17 protein-coding genes are annotated in these 16,415 nt (G+C 44.3%); 8 read left to right on the top strand and 9 right to left on the bottom strand.

Translation table 11 applies throughout. The features are described from left to right. From R3187_RS13065 to R3187_RS13030, 8 genes are all read left to right on the top strand, one after another. Positions 1 to 406, top strand: a 406-nt coding sequence (locus R3187_RS13065) for a flagellin (RefSeq protein WP_318967497.1), incomplete at its 5' end; no start/stop codon positions are given. A 57-nt stretch (positions 407 to 463) separates the two neighbouring features. Beyond that, on the top strand, positions 464 to 1,288 hold the full coding sequence (locus R3187_RS13060) for a flagellin (protein ID WP_318967496.1): 825 nt from the start codon (positions 464 to 466) through the stop codon (positions 1,286 to 1,288). Between the two features lie 331 nt (positions 1,289 to 1,619). Further along, positions 1,620 to 2,453, top strand: a complete 834-nt coding sequence (locus tag R3187_RS13055; protein ID WP_318967495.1) for a flagellin — start codon at positions 1,620 to 1,622, stop codon at positions 2,451 to 2,453. A gap of 68 nt (positions 2,454 to 2,521) precedes the next feature. After that, a complete protein-coding gene (locus tag R3187_RS13050) occupies positions 2,522 to 2,899 on the top strand; it encodes a flagellar protein FlaG (protein WP_318967494.1) in 378 nt (125 codons plus the stop codon). 9 nt (positions 2,900 to 2,908) lie between these two features. Beyond that, positions 2,909 to 4,372 carry a flagellar filament capping protein FliD gene (gene fliD, locus R3187_RS13045; protein WP_318967493.1) on the top strand — a complete coding sequence of 488 codons (1,464 nt, stop codon included), beginning with the start codon at positions 2,909 to 2,911 and terminating at the stop codon, positions 4,370 to 4,372. 11 nt (positions 4,373 to 4,383) lie between these two features. Continuing rightward, the gene (fliS, locus tag R3187_RS13040; RefSeq protein ID WP_318967492.1) at positions 4,384 to 4,812 is read left to right on the top strand and encodes a flagellar export chaperone FliS; all 429 of its coding nucleotides are present in this window, start codon (positions 4,384 to 4,386) and stop codon (positions 4,810 to 4,812) included. Further along, positions 4,812 to 5,126, top strand: a complete 315-nt coding sequence (locus tag R3187_RS13035) for a hypothetical protein (protein WP_318967491.1) — start codon at positions 4,812 to 4,814, stop codon at positions 5,124 to 5,126. The genes fliS and R3187_RS13035 overlap by 1 nt, the downstream gene beginning before the upstream one ends. Positions 5,127 to 5,147: 21 nt before the next feature. Next, a complete protein-coding gene (locus R3187_RS13030; RefSeq protein WP_318967490.1) occupies positions 5,148 to 7,946 on the top strand; it encodes a 6-hydroxymethylpterin diphosphokinase MptE-like protein in 2,799 nt (932 codons plus the stop codon). A gap of 233 nt (positions 7,947 to 8,179) precedes the next feature. On the opposite strand, the gene R3187_RS13025 is transcribed toward R3187_RS13030, so the two are convergent. The 9 genes from R3187_RS13025 to pseB are packed head-to-tail and all read right to left on the bottom strand — an operon-like array spanning position 8,180 to position 16,410. Further along, complete coding sequence (locus tag R3187_RS13025; protein WP_318967489.1) at positions 8,180 to 8,947, bottom strand: hypothetical protein; 768 nt, start codon at positions 8,945 to 8,947, stop codon at positions 8,180 to 8,182. 22 nt (positions 8,948 to 8,969) lie between these two features. Next, entirely contained in the window at positions 8,970 to 9,842 is an 873-nt protein-coding gene (locus R3187_RS13020; RefSeq protein ID WP_318967488.1) for a class I SAM-dependent methyltransferase, read from the bottom strand. Continuing rightward, entirely contained in the window at positions 9,835 to 10,506 is a 672-nt protein-coding gene (locus tag R3187_RS13015) for an HAD family hydrolase (RefSeq protein WP_318967487.1), read from the bottom strand. The genes R3187_RS13020 and R3187_RS13015 overlap by 8 nt, the downstream gene beginning before the upstream one ends. After that, positions 10,490 to 11,467 carry an ATP-grasp domain-containing protein gene (locus R3187_RS13010; protein WP_318967486.1) on the bottom strand — a complete coding sequence of 326 codons (978 nt, stop codon included), beginning with the start codon at positions 11,465 to 11,467 and terminating at the stop codon, positions 10,490 to 10,492. Before R3187_RS13010 ends, R3187_RS13015 begins: the two co-directional genes overlap by 17 nt. Further along, a complete protein-coding gene (gene pseI, locus R3187_RS13005; RefSeq protein ID WP_318967485.1) occupies positions 11,464 to 12,513 on the bottom strand; it encodes a pseudaminic acid synthase in 1,050 nt (349 codons plus the stop codon). Before pseI ends, R3187_RS13010 begins: the two co-directional genes overlap by 4 nt. A gap of 29 nt (positions 12,514 to 12,542) precedes the next feature. After that, complete coding sequence (gene pseG / locus R3187_RS13000) at positions 12,543 to 13,571, bottom strand: UDP-2,4-diacetamido-2,4,6-trideoxy-beta-L-altropyranose hydrolase (protein WP_318967484.1); 1,029 nt, start codon at positions 13,569 to 13,571, stop codon at positions 12,543 to 12,545. After that, complete coding sequence (gene pseF / locus R3187_RS12995; RefSeq protein ID WP_318967483.1) at positions 13,568 to 14,266, bottom strand: pseudaminic acid cytidylyltransferase; 699 nt, start codon at positions 14,264 to 14,266, stop codon at positions 13,568 to 13,570. Before pseF ends, pseG begins: the two co-directional genes overlap by 4 nt. Next, entirely contained in the window at positions 14,263 to 15,411 is a 1,149-nt protein-coding gene (gene pseC / locus R3187_RS12990) for a UDP-4-amino-4,6-dideoxy-N-acetyl-beta-L-altrosamine transaminase (protein ID WP_318967482.1), read from the bottom strand. The genes pseF and pseC overlap by 4 nt, the downstream gene beginning before the upstream one ends. Beyond that, on the bottom strand, positions 15,412 to 16,410 hold the full coding sequence (gene pseB, locus R3187_RS12985) for a UDP-N-acetylglucosamine 4,6-dehydratase (inverting) (RefSeq protein ID WP_318967481.1): 999 nt from the start codon (positions 16,408 to 16,410) through the stop codon (positions 15,412 to 15,414). It abuts the gene before it with no gap. Between the last annotated feature and the right edge of the window lie 5 nt (positions 16,411 to 16,415).

Genomic DNA, 16,415 nt, shown 5'->3' with positions numbered 1-16,415 from the left:
GACATATTCTGCCAAGTTTCTGGTGGGTGCCAACGCAAACCAGAATATCAGCGTAAACCTGTCTCGTACCGGTGGTTTCGGTACCACGGGTCTGGGCCTGGCAGCGTTGACCGTATCAACGGTTGCGGGTGCATCTGGCGCTCTGGCATTAATTGACAGTGCAGTGGGCATCATTGATGGTAAGCGGGCCGACTTAGGTGCGGTGCAAAACCGGTTTCAGGCAACTATCCGTAACTTAACCAACATTTCTGAAAACGTATCAGGCGCCCGTAGCCGGATCCGAGACACCGACTTTGCCAAGGAGACTGCTGAGTTAACCCGTACTCAGATCCTGCAGCAAACCAGTACTACGGTATTGGCGCAGGCAAATCAGCGGCCACAGGCAGCGTTAAGCTTACTGCAGTAAAACCAAAAGCCGTGATGTTATCGCGGCTGCAACAGGCTTTTACACAGGAGCAGTAATATGACACTTGTGGTGAATACAAATAAGTCGTCGTTGACATCTCAACGGCTGCTGAATAATGCCACTTCTGGTCTGGCGACCAGCTACGAGCGTCTTGCATCAGGATTACGTATTAATCGGGCGGCAGATGATGCCGCCGGTTTAGTCATCTCTAATACGCTGACAAGTCAGGTTAATGGCCTGGATCAGGCGGTGCGAAATGCTAATGATGCGATTTCACTGGTTCAGGTATCAGAGGGCGGTTTGGAAGAAATTCAAACTGGCTTACAGCGGTTGCGTGTGCTGACTATTCAATCAGGGAATGGCATAAACTCAGCCGCTAATATTGATGCATTGCAACAAGAATTTGACGAGCTTACAGCTACTATTCAGAACATTGCTGACAATACGGAGTTTGGCGGTATAAAGCTGTTAGACGGATCAGCCATGGCGGCAGTTTTTCAAATAGGAGCCAACGCCGGACAGAAAATCAGTATCGAATTGTCAACAGCGTTTGGTAGTGATGGCAGTGGCCTGAACATTGCCAGTATTGCCCTGGGCACAGATGATATCGCAGACACCTTGCAGCGTCTTGACGGCGCGTTGTTGACTGTAGATAGCGCTCGTACCGAATTTGGTTCATTACAAAATGTGCTGGAAACAACGATACGTAATCTGAGTAATATCAGTGAGAATGTCTCTGCTTCCCGTAGCCGGATTCGAGATACTGATTATGCCAAGGAAACATCCGGATTAACCCGAAGTCAGATTATCCAGCAAAGTAGCATTACTGTGCTGACACAGGCTAATCAGCGGCCTCAGGCGGCACTCAGTATTTTAGGATAGTAACAGATAATTATTTGCTATACGCCGGATAAGAGTTTCATGATTGCAGTCATGTAACCGGCGAGCTTTGCCAGGCTTACTATGGCGTTGCGGAGTGACACCATTTCAATTTTTTTAAACCGGACGTTACTATTGTTGTGGCGTCGGTTTACTGCTTCTTTTTGCCATGATTCTATCCGTGAAAAAAATAAAAAATTTTACCTAAAGTTTTATTAAGTTCGGCCGATACCCTAAGTAAGCCAAGTTGCAGCTTGGCTAAGCTAACGGCTAAACCGTCTTTTAACAATCAAGTTCTCAGCCCAAATGAGGCGGAGAATTTAAGGAGTGACTCATGGCTTTATATGTAAACACCAATACCTCGTCGCTGAACGCGCAGCGTCAGTTATTTAATTCAGGTAATGCGCTTGATACCGCATTCAAGCGTTTATCTTCAGGTTTTCGGATCAACAGCGCAGCTGATGATGCTGCGGGCCTGCAGATTTCAAACCGTTTAACCAGTCAGGTGAATGGTCTGGATCAGGCTGCACGAAATGCTAACGATGGTATTTCAGTTGCTCAGGTAGCTGAAGGCGCGATGGAAGAAATCACCAATTCATTACAACGGATCCGTACTTTGGCAATCCAGTCACAGAACGGTATTAACAGTAATGACGACCGTGCTGCGCTGCAAAAAGAAGTCTCAGCACTTAAAATCGAAATGAGCCGTATCGCTACAACGACTCAGTTTGGTAACCAAAACTTACTTAGCGGTAACTACTCTGCTAAGTTTCTGGTAGGCGCTAATGCCAACCAGAATATCAGTGTTAACCTGAGTCGGACCGCTCCTGGTGCTGGTTGGGGTACTGCTGGCCTGGGCTTAGCCACACTAACTGTTTCATCAGTTACAGGTGCTTCTGGTGCCATTGCATTGGTAGACAGTGCGATTAAAGCAATTGATGGGAAACGTGCTGACTTAGGTGCTATCCAAAACCGGTTCCAGTCAACTATCCGTAACTTAACCAACATTTCTGAGAACGTGTCAGGCGCTCGCAGCCGGATCCGTGATACAGACTTTGCCAAGGAAACAGCAGAGTTGACCCGGCAGCAAATTTTGCAGCAAACCAGTACTACAGTATTGGCGCAGGCAAACCAGCGGCCACAGGCAGCTTTATCGTTATTGGGTTAAACTAATACACGTGGTGGTGAGAAGCTCAGTTAAACTTCTCACCCTGCGTGCCGATAAGGAGTCTGACAATGAGCACAATAAATGCTAGCAGTGCTTCTGTAGTGATGTTGCCTGCGACGCCTGACAAAATATTGAAGCCAACAACGGCAGAGCAAGTAGCCACGGCACCGGTTGAGACAGCAAGGCCTGTGACACAGGTCAGCAGAACTGAATTACAACAAGCTGTTGATGTGGTAAACCAGGCCGTTTCCCTGGAACAACGTTCACTGAGTTTTTCAATTGATGATCTGTCGGGTCGTTCTGTAATTAAAGTGGTAGACTTTGAAACAGACGAACTGATTAAACAAATTCCAACCGAGGAACTGTTAAAAGTTGCCCAGGATATTAAACGGTTACAGGACGAAATGGGACAATCTATCGGCCTGCTAATTGACAACAAAGTGTAGAGGTGAAATATGTCTGGTATTAATTTTCTTGGTTCAGCGTCAGGTTTGCCACTGGAAGAGTTAGTTTCTACTTTGGTAAAAGTGGAGCGGGATAGTAAACTCGGAAGAATTAATACCACTAAAGCGACTTTAGACACCTCTTTGTCTGGCGTTGGGCAGCTCAAGTCTGCCCTGTCAGCTTTTCAGGATGCGGTAAAAAAACTGGCAGGCAATAATCTTAATGCCAGAGTGGCCACCGTAACCCAGCCAACAGAAAACAAAACCTATATTGAAGCATCTGCCTCAAACACGGCCGCAGCAGCCAGTTTCGATATTAAGGTCACTCAGCTAGCCTCAGGCAGCCGACTTGAGAGCGCTGATGCTGCGTTTGGCAGCGCTGATGATGTGATATCCACTACAGATGGTACCTTAACATTTGCTGCCAATGGCAAGACTTTTGATGTCGCCGTTACCGCCGGCATGACCTTAGATGAGTTGCGTCAACAAATTAATACGCAGACAGATAACTTTGGTGTCAATGCCAACATTATTAACGCAGGTGGTGCCGTAGGTACCAAGCTTGTGCTGACTTCAAATGAAACCGGGTTGGGTAATGATTTAGTCATTACCAATAATAACGCTGAGCTTGACAGTATTTCTACTGTGCCCACTGGCGCAACTGCAGGGCTGAATACCAGTCAGTTTGCTAAAGATGCTATCATCGAAATTGACGGTATAGTAGCCACCAACGCGAGCAATACCTTTAGTAATGTTATCCAGGATGTCTCGCTGACAGTTAAAGCCGTTACGCCTGATGGGGTAAATGCCGCAGTAAATATTGCAACAGATAATGCATCTGCTGAAGAAAATATCCAAAATTTTGTGAATAATTACAACGTTCTGATTGACCAGATTGCGGATCTTACTAAAAAGCGTACTTTGGGGCCGGATGGCAAAACGGTGACGGGTAAGGGCGGTGATTTAGCGACCGATCAAATGCCAAAAAACATTATGAACCAGCTACGTGGATTACTGGGTAATGTCGTGGACGGCGCTGACGCATCATTGTCGACTCTGTATTCTATGGGTATTACTTTTCAGGAAAACGGCAAGCTGCAGATATCGAGCAGCGCTGAGTTTGGTGGTGACTCAGGCCGGGTTCGTTTCGACCGGGCTCTCAATGAAAACTACGATGCTGTGGCAACCTTCTTCGGTGGTGAAACAGGATTAGCTGCAACCCTGGATAATTTTTTAAGTGAATTTACCCAAAGTGGCGGCATTATCGCCAGCAAAGAAAATACACTTAAATCACAAATTGATAAAAATACTAAAGATTTTGAGGCGGCCAACCGATATATAGAAAGCTTCGAACAAACTTTACGTAGTCGTTACACAGCGCTGGATGCATTGTTAGGTTCAATGCAGAATATGGCATCTACAGTGACGGCGCAGCTGTCAAGTTTGCCCGGATTTAGCACCAATAAATCGAATTAGTGGGGTTAACCATGAGTTATGGAATTAAAGCTTATAAAGCTGTCGGTATAAAAGATGATTTAGCTATTGCAGATCCGCATCGGGTGATTCAGTTGCTGATGCAAGGGGCGTTGGAAAACCTGGCAAAGGCGAAAGGGTGTATTGAGCGCAAAGATTTTGCTGGAAAGTCTTCCACACTGTCAAAAGGCATAACCATTATCAGTTCGTTACAGAGCTGTCTGGACATGGATGCAAGTGCTGAGATATCTGACAATCTGGCTTCACTGTATGATTTTATGGTTAACCACCTTATATTAGCCAGCAGAGAAAATAGTATCGAGAAAATTGCTGATGTTATGGAGCTGTTGTTAACAATCAAATCAGCCTGGGATCAGATTTCAGTTAAGGACCGTGAAGAGGGTTATCGGTTGCAGCAGCTGAAAGCGCAGGGAGCGGCTTAGTGACACGTTTTGCTGAATTCAGCGCAGAAGTAACAGGTCTTCGACAGCAGATAGATGAGATCATGGCTGTGGAAGGCTACTTAGTTGAAGATGTGGCAGCAAAAGCTGCTACACTCAATCAGCTATTAAAAGTGAGACCGGCTGATGCTTTAACGCACTCTGAATCTGAGTATTCACTTTTTTTAACTGAGCAGCTTCATTGGTTGTCCGACGTGATCGCAAAGTTAAACGCCGAGAAAACAGTGATTGCCAGTGGCATTTTGCGTTCGCAACGCAGAAAAAAAGCTGAGAAGATGTATGGTGAAAACAGATAACGATAAAAGTCAGGGTTACAGATGCTCAAATTTATTAACTACCAACTGGGCAATGAACAAACACAAAACGAATTAGAACAAAAAATCTCCCCGTTAATTCAGCAAACCGTTCAGCTCAATCTCAAAGCCTTTCAAACTTTTAATCCACAGATTTTAGAAATTATTCAACAGCATAATGTCGAGAAGCATTCGATTTTCTGTACCAATAGCGGCCAGCTAAATATTGTCGATATTATAACTGGCCGGGTTATTTACAGTGCAACACCTGAACAGGAGATTCAACAGGAAGTAGAGGATTTTGTCAGGCAGGCACCGGTTATCTTTTTAGATGAGACATGCCAGGGTGGCGATGCCGAACCGCTACCTGCGGTTATTGATGTGCTGATGGTTTTTGGTTTTGGGCTGGGCTACCACATAGTTCCGCTGCTGCAGAGTGCCCGGATAAAATACTTGATCATTTATGAGCCAGAGCTCGACAATATCGCATGCTCAGTGCAAAGCACGGACTGGCAGCAAATATTTGAATTGGCTGCAGCAACCGGTACCCAGCTATCATTTCAGTTTGGCAATGCCGGAGCCTCAATTGCTGAAGATATTCAGGAATTACTCTACATTGTTCCTGACTTACAAAAAATATACCTGTATCGCCATCTGTGCCATCCAGTGTCGGATGAGATAATTGCTTTTTTACACCAAAACACTGGAAAACCTGAGGAGCTGCAGCGAAAGAGTCGTCAATTTCGTGGTTTTAACATGGCTACAGATTATGTTGCAGAGCATCCGAAGAATATATTAGGTTTTCAACCATTATCCACAGTCCTACAAACTGAGCATACCACCTTGTTTAGCCGGAATATGCTTGCATTTGCTAAATTGTATCCTGAGCTCCATCAATTATTGTCAGTCTACCAACCAACGGCCTGGCTACTAGCGCAAGATAATGATGGATTAGATAATCTCTATCATAAAGACAGGCGAATATTTCTTTACCAGGATCTTTTAGAAGATTCAGAAAAACTGGTAAAGCAGTATCTGGCTGAGCCTTTTAAAGACGATGTTATAGTAGGGCAAGCTGCCAGTGATAAACTTGCAAGCTACATTCATTTTAAATATATAAAAAAATTACGTGACTTTTTTCTGGCGCTCAAATCTGAAAAACATCCATTGCCAGTAGCAGTAGATTCTTTAATCGTTTTTGGCGTTGCGCTTGGTAAGCATATTGAACTTTTATATCAGCAAAGAGATATAACTAATCTTTACGTGTGTGAGCCTAATCTCGATTTTTTTTATGCCAGTGTGTTTGTAACTGACTGGTCAGCAATTTTACTCGACGCAGAAAATAATAATAAAAGAATATATTTTAATATCGGTGGCGATGGTGCAGAGTATTTTAATGATTTTATGGGGCAGTTTTATCAGGTAGGTGCTTATGCCATTGCTAATACCTATATGTTTCCAGCGTACTATACGCCAGAATTATACAGTGCAATAAACAGTTTGCGTCGTCAATTAAAAGTCGTTCTGACAATGGGCGAGTTTTATGATCACGCTCGATTTGGTATTGGGCATAGCTATTTAAGTATTGAAGCAGGCCATCAGTTTTTAAAAGCAGAGTTGCCGCAGGAGAGTTATAAATTAAGTGCCGGGTTACCTGTTTTTATCATCGGCAATGGCCCCAGTTTGGATACTAGCATTGACTTTATTAAGCAGTATCGAAGCCACGTAGTGGTAATAAGTTGCGGTACAGCGATACGTTCATTGTATAAACAGGGAGTACAGCCAGACTTTCATGCAGAAGTTGAGCAAAACAGAGCAAATTATGACTGGATTACCCAGATTGACGATGCTTCTTATTTAAAACAGATTAATTTGCTATCTGTAAATGGTGTTCATCCTGACACCGCTTCTCTTTTTGGACAAACCTATCTGGCTTTTAAAGATGGTGAGGCCTCAACCCAAATTTTCAGAAAGGGGATGACTGAACAAGGCTTCAGTATTGCGTCTTTGTCCTATGCTTATCCGACAGTATCAAATCTCGCTATCAATTACGCAATTAAGCTCGGGTTTAAAACAATGTACCTGTTTGGTATTGACTTAGGTTATGCCGATATTACCCGTCATCATTCAAAACATTCTGCTTATTACAATCAAAGTGGTAAGGAGATTATTAATTATGAGCAGCACTACGGTAGCGGATTTCCAGTTAAGGGAAACTTTAGATCCTTTGTTTATACTAAACCGGAGTTTGATGTATCCCGCCAGCTTATCGAAAAGGTTTTAGCCGATATACCCAACAAAGTTGAGGTCTATAACTGCAGTGATGGCGCGTTTATTAAAGGCACCGCGCCGTTGGATCCAGCAAACATTATTATTCAGCAAAAAGATGATGCAGCTAGTATCTGCGAAAAAATATGTAAGTTAGCTTATTACAAAAAAGGGAATAAGAACTGCGCCCGTCAGATTCTTGCTGATTATGATTTGAGCCTGCTTGCAGCAAGTATTGATAGATGGTGTGATTTGATAGATGTAAAAGTTTCAGGATATCAACAAGCAAAAGACCTGATTGATAAGCAATGGAAACTTCTAATAGATGAGTCATCTGATAAGGAAAATATTATTTTTTATCTTTTTTATGGTAGTTCTAATTATTTTTTCAGTATCTTAACCAAGATGCTGCCTTGGGACAATTCAGAAAAAGATTTGGAAAGATTTAACCACGTACTAAAACTCTGGCGGTGTTATTTGCTTGATGCCAAAGATGACTTTATAAAAAATCCGGTAAAACAAGACGCTGTAAGTTCTGGATTGAACTTCAGTTGAAATTAATTTGGGCATTGCAGACAGATTTGTTGTATCTAACTAAATTATTTGCCACCACTATATATTAATGAGTTAAATGAAAAGACTGTGTTTAACGGTTAGGTTGGCAGGATGCACGATGAGAGTTACCTGTCGGTATTTATAATAAAAATGCGACACTGTTTTAAACTGGTAACTCTCATATTTTAAGTTGGTTACGTACATTTTGCTTTAAAAATATACTAATACTGGCACTAATCTATAACGATATAAGAGGTAAGGGGGCTGAGTGGCGAGCGTCTTATTGCGTATTTGTTTAAGCCAAAGACTTCTTTTAATGCCAGGGTTTCACCAGGGAATTTGTGATAATTTAGTTCATCGAAACCGATCACGCTGCCTTTGGTTAAATGACCTTTAATTAACTCAAGACAATTTTTTGTCGGTTCGTAAATATCAAAATCAAAGTATGCCATAGCAATAATGGTTTGAGGATTCTCAGCCAGGTACTGTTCCAGTTTTTCTGTCGCATCGCCTTTAACAATTTCATATTTTTTAATGTGGCTGAGCGGACTCTCTGACTCATGGTACTGTAATACGTCGTCAAGATAGTGCTCGTAACCTTCACTGACACTGTAAGCGCCTTTTTTAATCACATTATCTTTGCCGTCTTTCTCAGAAACTGACGGGAATCCTTCAAATGTGTCGAAACCAATGATTTTGCGGTTATAGTTGTAGGGTTCATACATGCCGCGAAATGATGAGAATAGCGCAAGGTTCTGCCCCCAACGTACTCCAAACTCCATAATTACGCCGTGCACTGGCAATGCCTTTTGGTACAATTCATTCATAAACATAATACGCGACAAATCCTGACGACGTATAAAAAGGCCTAAATTGTTCAGCATTTCTGCTGGCGGTACCGGACAATCGCTAAAGGTTTGATAGAAACTTTTGCGGCTATTGGCTTCTGTTGCTGATGAATCTGTTGATACCAGTGGATTGGTGTTTGCTTTGTTGTTCATTTTTCATTCCCGTAAGTAAGGCTTACTCAGGTGTTACATAAGCGATAAGTTCTCGGCCAAAGCCCAGTGCCGCACTGGCTTCAGCATAGCGAATATAGTTGTCTATGTTTTTGCTCATTAAAAAATTTTCACAAAATACCCTGCTAAAATGCGCTTGTTTGCCAAGACTTCTGTCTTGCCAGTAATTAGAATGTGGATTGGTCAGGAACACTTCGATAGGAAAGTTGGTCTGTAACGATAATAAGCGATAACCACAAGCTGAGATAAAACTGCTTAAGTTGTCCTGGTTAAAATAACTGAGGTGTTCCGGTGGTGCAAACCAGGTATTGTCAGTAAAACCTTGTTGTTGTAAGGCTAATTGAAAATCCGAATAGTCATTTGGTACTTTAATTCGTAGCGCTGAATTAGCTGACAACAAGGGCTTAAGTATCGTCATGGTTTGGAATGGATCCAGCACATGCTCCAGCACGTTTTGCAGGTTAATCAAGCCAAAGGTACGCCCTTTGTAATGCTCCAGGCTCTGTTCAATACTGCCTTGCTGGAAATATGGCAACAAATGTGGATTATGTTTACTAATACCAAAATCTGAATAATCACAGCAGGCGAGCTCCCATCCAAAGGTTGCAAACGCGTTGACAAAAAAACCTTCACCACAGCCAAGGTCCAACAAACTATGAGGCAAATTATTCTGCTGCGCTACGCGATGAGCCACACTGGCGATATTATGAAAATACTGCAACTCCTGCTCAGTATAGGCACTGTGGTAAGAACCTTCAGGTACCTGGTAGTACTTAGCGTTATAATGTGCCTGCAACTCTGCCTCTGAGGGCTTGGGCATCGCTTCAATAAATCCCAGTGAGTGGCGATGTTCGGTAAATTTTGCATGATCAGACATTAATTAGGTTACCTTCTGTCAACGGCATCAGCTCAGTAAGAGTATGCAGCCTGGTTTTAGCGTCATAGCCAGGTTGAGCCTGCAGATCCTTATGGCAGCCTGTTAAAATACGGATGGTTTGTGCGCCTTTATTATTCAGGTTAACAAAATCTTTTGTCGGGTTGTCGCCGATATAGACCAGATCCTGCCAGCGGCATTGCTCTGCTTTTCGGATTATTTCAAAACAATAGGTAGAGGGTTTCGCATGTTTTATGCCAAAACGGTGGGTAATAAACACACGCTTAAAATAAGGTGCTAAGCCAAGCGCTTCAACTTTATTTTGCTGCACTATTTTATGGCCGTCCGTGACAAGATAAAGTGGTCCGGGTAAGGTTTGCAGCATTTGACGATGGGCTTTTGGCAGTGTCAGAACCGGCTTATGCAAGCGGTAGCTGCGCACGCAGTCGCTGATATTCGATTTAGTGGCTAAGTTGTGCGGCCCCAACCAATCGTCAAAAATACGGCCCCGTCCCCGGCTGTCAAGCAACTGACATAATCGTTGGAAACCGGCGCCGGCATCTAGTTGCCAGCGCTGCTGCGCCATATTAGCTACAGCACGAAAGCCGCTTTCGACAAACTGGCGTTCATCGTATAGTGTGTCATCCAGATCAAATATCAGAATCATATTGATAGGTATCCATACTGTAACGCAGTTGTCTTATCTGACCTTCGGCGGGATTAAAATCGGGTAATTTTATGTCTGGCCTCATGGCACTTAAAAAACTCCAGTACAGGCTGTCGAGCCCGGCAGCAATACTCAATGTCGAGGCACCACCAAACCGGCTATTACATTCAATAATATGAGGCAGACCTTTACTGTCAATGATTGCTTGCATAACTACCGGACCTGAAAGTTGCAGTTGCTCCAATATATAGCTGACTTTCAGTGTTACAGCCGTATCGGTAAAAGTAGTCGTAATTTGTGACTCACCCGCCACAACTTTGTCGCGCCGTCGCAGTACCACGCCTTTTACACTGCCGTCATTGTTCAGCCAGGCATCGACACTGATTTCAAAGCCAGACTGCATTGGTTGATAGATGGGCGCCTGCAATAATCTGGCATGCTCAATGGCTTGCGCCTTTGTCATCGCAAGGCCGATCGATTTAGATCCTGCGCCAAACCGCTCTTTAACAACAAACTGCTTTGCGCTGATATCATCCAGATGCAAGGATGTAGGTATAAAGGGCAAATGAAGCTGCCGCCCAAAGTCAGCAAAAGCCAGTTTATCCAGGCAGCGTGCAATACCGGCAGACGTCGATACAATAACTTCAACTCCGGCCTCTGCAAAGTAGTCTTTATTTTCAGCCCAGAACATTAGTTCAGCATCCCGGCTGGGTAGAATAGCTTTGATGTTACGCTCCAAGCAGCCGCGCCTCAGTTCAGCTTTATTTGACTGCGCTGTAACAGGCATTTGCCAGAAACTGTCGGCAAATGCTTTGCTTACTACCAATTGCTGGCTGTCGCCAGCAATAATTTCCCCCTGAGGAAACAGACGTAACCATGCTTCTCTGGCAGCTTGCAACATTGGAATTTTTGCACCTGCACTGGTTAGTAAAATGGCTGGTTTTTCCAGATTATCTGTCACAAATGATCCCAGCTTAATGGTGTTCCTTTTATTACGTCTTGCTTAACTTTTTTGCCGATAAACTGTTCAAGATACTTTGGTGCCAAGCCAAGACCGGGGCGAACAGAGCGAAGGTTTGAAGCGTTAAAAACATCACCAGCACGCATATCTTTAGCAATGTATAAAGAGCGACGGTGGATGCGGGAAGCGATTTCTTTATCGGTACATCCGTAATGCACTTTGCCCAATGCATCATGGGCGCGAGCTGTCTCTTCCACCAGCATTTTAAGCTCAAAAGGCTCCAGCGAAAACGCTGCATCAACTTCTCCGCCATTTCTATCCAGTACAAAGTGTTTTTCAATTACTGTGGCCCCCAGAGCAACGGCCGCAACTGAAACACCAACGCCGGGGGTATGATCGGATAAGCCAACCTGGCAATTAAACAATTGCGCTAAATGTGGAATAGTAAGCAGATTTGCATCAACTGGTCGTGCCGGATAATTGCTGGTGCATTTTAGCAATATTAGGTCATTACAGCCGTTATCGCGCAATACCTGCACCGATTCAGCCAATTCACCTTGTGTAGCCATACCGGTAGACATTATTACCGGCTTACCCGTTTTTGCTACGGCTGCTAACAAAGCATGATCGATATTTTCGAAGGACGCGATTTTATAGCAAGGCACATCCAGTGATTCAAGAAAATCGACAGCAGTCAAATCGAACGGGGAACTAAAAGCCAGCATTCCCTTGCTCTGGGCGTAATCAAAAATTGGTTTATGCCACTCCCATGGCGTCATTGCAGTTTTATAAAGGTTATACAGGGAGTTACCTTGCCATAGGCTATTTTTATCTGCGATGTAAAACTCACGCTCATGAACATCCAGTGTAATGGTATCTGGAGTGTAGGTTTGTAGTTTTAAGGCGTGCGCTCCGGCGGCGGCGGCGGCATCAACTAATGCCATCGCTTTTTCCAATGACTGTCCATGATTACCGGACATCTCAGCAATAATAAAAGGTGCTTTATCAGAACCGATTAGACGATTACCAAGTTTTATTACTGTCATCTGTACTCCCACTGACTAAGGTTGTTGCATTACGACATTAAGACATTGCGTATTGCTGCTACTACATTCATTGTGCCAGCGTTTAAGGGCACTATACAGGCTGCTGTCTGGCCGATTTCATTCAGTAGTTCTGGTTGTGAAAGGTAATAGAATAATTGTTCTGCAAATCGCTGTGCTGACATGTCAGCAGCCTGACCCAACCAGACACAAGCGCCTAATTCGTCTAAGTACGCCGTTGTCGCTTGCTGATTTTCAGCAACGGTAACAATGAGTCCCGGCAAAGCGCAAATACATCTCTCCCAATGGCTGCTGCCACCTGCACCCAGCATAAGCTGTGCCCGGTGCATGAGTTTAGCCATATAGTTACATTGAATATGTAACGTCAAATTAGGCAGACACGCTATTTGTTGTTCAATACTGGTTCGCCACGGATTATTCGTCCCTATTACGATATCGGCTGTTAAGTCTGGCAACTTTAACTGTTTTATTGCCTGAATGGCGAGTTGGGTTAAATTTTGCTCATCACTGCCGCCAAAGCCAACCAGAATATGCAGCGGCAAAGTGTTGTCTTGTTGCTGATAAAACTCCTGGCGTAGCAGAGCGAAGTGTGGACCGAGTAACAATTTACAGTTGGCAGGAACTAGCGCTGTGTAACGAAGCTCTGGTTTGGCAAACAAGTTTTGATCTAATAAAATATCACAGTCATGCAGCCGATTTGCCAAATCATCAATTACCATAATATATCTGCAGCATGCTCTAAGTCTGCTGCAGTAATCTGCTGCCAGCTGATAATGATCAACCACCAGTAAAGCATAATCTTTGTTCAGTACGGATAATGTTGCCTGTGCATCGGCATTTTGATCTGGTAAGGCCGCTGGCAAATGATAAACATTGAAACCTTGCTGCTGAATAGTTTCGGTAAGGTGACCGGGTTGGATACGGCAGACAAAATCGCAAATGGCTCCACTATTTCGTAAAGCACTTGCTAATGTCAGGCAACGCATAACATGACCACTACCCAAAGTTATTGATGCGTCTACCCGAAACAGGATATTCACTGACCGAGGCTCTGCATGACTTTATACAGCAACTCTGCGTGCTCCCAATCTTCTTGGGTATCAATATCTTGAACTAAACGTTCGGGTAACAACAACATTCTGGAGTCGGCAGAGTAAATATGTTTTGCCGGGTCCATCCAGGTTTCAACTGCAGCCCAGTAAAGCTGTCCTGCATCATGAAAAGTTGGGGGCAAATCCTGAGACCGCTTAGGAACGCTTGGCGGATCAAAGGGAATTACACCCCCTTGGTCTGTTTTTAGCAAAGCTCGTTGAATAGGAAAGGAAAAGCGAGCACAAGTAAATATAAAATCAGCATGGCTATCGAACAATAATTGGTAAGCCTCGGCGATACGTTCACTATTTAACAGCGGAGTAGTGGCGTAGATACAGGCACATTCAGTGAGTGTCCAGCCGATTTGTTGCAGCTGCAAGATTGCATCACGGATCACTGCTACTGTACCGGTATAATCATCTGCAAGTCTGCTACTACGAACAAAAGGTGTTTCTGCACCGTATTGTCTGGCTATACTGGCAATTTCTTCATCATCAGTAGAAACGATTACTTTATCAACCACACCACTATTCAATGCCGCTTCAATAGGATAAGCAATAATAGGTTTGCCACAAAAATCTTTAATATTTTTGCGCGGAATGCGTTTACTACCACCACGGGCAGGAATAATTGCAATTCTCATTCAAGTAGTTCTCTTAATTTATCGGCAATAAATTGCTGTTGCTTACCGGTTAGCTCCGGATACATTGGCAGACTGATAATCCGTTCGTAAAAATCTTCTGCCTGCGGGAAATCGCCCCAGTCAAACCCCAGTTGCTGATAATAGGGCTGGGTATGAATTGGGATATAATGCACGTTTACACCAATGCCGGCCGCGCGCATGCCATCAAATACCTGCTGGCGTTTTGTTTTGTCGTTAAACCGGATAATGTACAGATGCCAGGCGCTGATGTTAAATGGCTCAGGCTTGGGTAAACCAAGTGGCAAATGGCTAAGTAGCTTATGATAATGCTCGGCCAGTCTCTGTCGTTGCTGGATGATGGGTAATAATCGTTGGCTCTGGCTCAAGCCTAATGCGGCTTGAAGGTCCGTCATACGGTAATTAAGACCTAGTAGCAGTTGCTGATAATACCAGGCACCATGGCTGGGTTCGGTCATCTGCGCATCATCACGGCTAATGCCATGGCTACGCAATAATCGCATTTTATCTGCCAGTTGCTGATGATTAGTTAGTGCTGCGCCACCTTCAGCTGTTGTAATAATTTTAACCGGGTGAAAACTGAACACGGTGATATCACTATAACGGCAACAACCGACAGGCTCCTCCTGATAGCTGGCACCGACGGCATGTGATGCATCTTCAATAATTTTAAAACCAAATTCATTAGCAAGATAATGTATCTGCTGCATATCGCAACTAGCACCTGCCAGATGCACCGGTATTACCACCTGCGGTAGGGTATCACTGGCGCGTGCTTGCTCCAGCTTTTGTCGCAACTGGTCGACGGCCATATTGCCGGTATCTGGTTCGACATCGACAAAGTCGACCATGGCACCACAGTAGCGGGCACAATTAGCCGAGGCGACAAAGCTGATGGGTGAGGTCCAGACTCGGCTGCCGGGGCCGACGCCTAATGCCAGACAGGCAATATGTAGTGCCGAGGTTGCGCTATTTACAGCAATCGAGTACTGCGCTGTTGTTAACTCGCAAAGCCGCTGCTCAAAAGCTGGCACTGCCGGCCCCTGAGTTAAAAAGTCGCTTTGCAATACCTCGATCACCGCATCGATGTCATGTTGGCTGATATTTTGACGGCCGTAAGGGATCACTTATGCATAGTCCTGATTAAACTGGCGAATCGTAGCTATATCCATAAATTCAGGGTTGGTGTCAGACACATATTCAAAATTAGCTGCTACCGGTTGTCCTGTTTCACCCAAGGCATTGCCGCTGAAGTCATTGCTGCGATTAAAAAACTTTATTGCCGGGGCAATTACATAATGGTCGGCAAACTCAAAGGTATGGTAAGACATATCGCCAGGACACATCATTTCATGTAGCTTTTCGCCCGGACGGATGCCAACAATTTTAACGGGTAAGTCGGGGGCCATTGCTTTGGCCAGGTCGATAATACGAATTGATGGAATTTTAGGAACAAATATCTCGCCGCCGAGCATTCGCTCAAAATTTTTCAACACAAAGTCAACGCCTTGTTGCAGGCTGATCCAGAACCGGGTCATTTCGGCATGGGTAACAGGCAAATGATCTGTGCCTTTGGCAATCAGCTGCTGAAAAAATGGCACTACTGAGCCGCGTGAACCCACCACATTACCGTAACGCACCACTGAAAAGCGGGGCCGGGTGCCACCTGATATATTGTTTGCGGCGACAAACAACTTATCCGAGGCGAGCTTGGTCGCGCCATATAAGTTTACCGGATTAGCCGCTTTGTCGGTGGACAGGGCAATGACTTTTTCTACATTGTTATCCAGTGCAGCATTAATCACATTTTCAGCACCATTAATATTGGTGCGGATACATTCCATTGGGTTATATTCGGCAGCAGGCACCTGCTTTAACGCTGCGGCATGGATTACAAAGTCTACACCATGCATGGCGCGGCTCATCCGCTGCGCATCACGGACATCACCGATAAAATAGCGCATGCAGCTTTGGTCAAATTTTTGCTGCATTTCGTATTGCTTTAGCTCATCGCGAGAATAAATAATAATTTTTTTGGGTTTGTAACGGGCCAGCAGTGTTTCGGTGTATTTATGACCGAAAGAGCCAGTACCACCGGTAATTAAAATGGTTTTTCCATCAAACATAGCGT

This window comes from Arsukibacterium sp. (assembly GCF_033721375.1).
In the GTDB taxonomy this organism is placed as follows: Bacteria; Pseudomonadota; Gammaproteobacteria; order Enterobacterales; family Alteromonadaceae; genus Alishewanella.
Note: the sequence above shows the minus strand (reverse complement) of the source record. Positions and strands in the feature narration are given on the sequence as shown.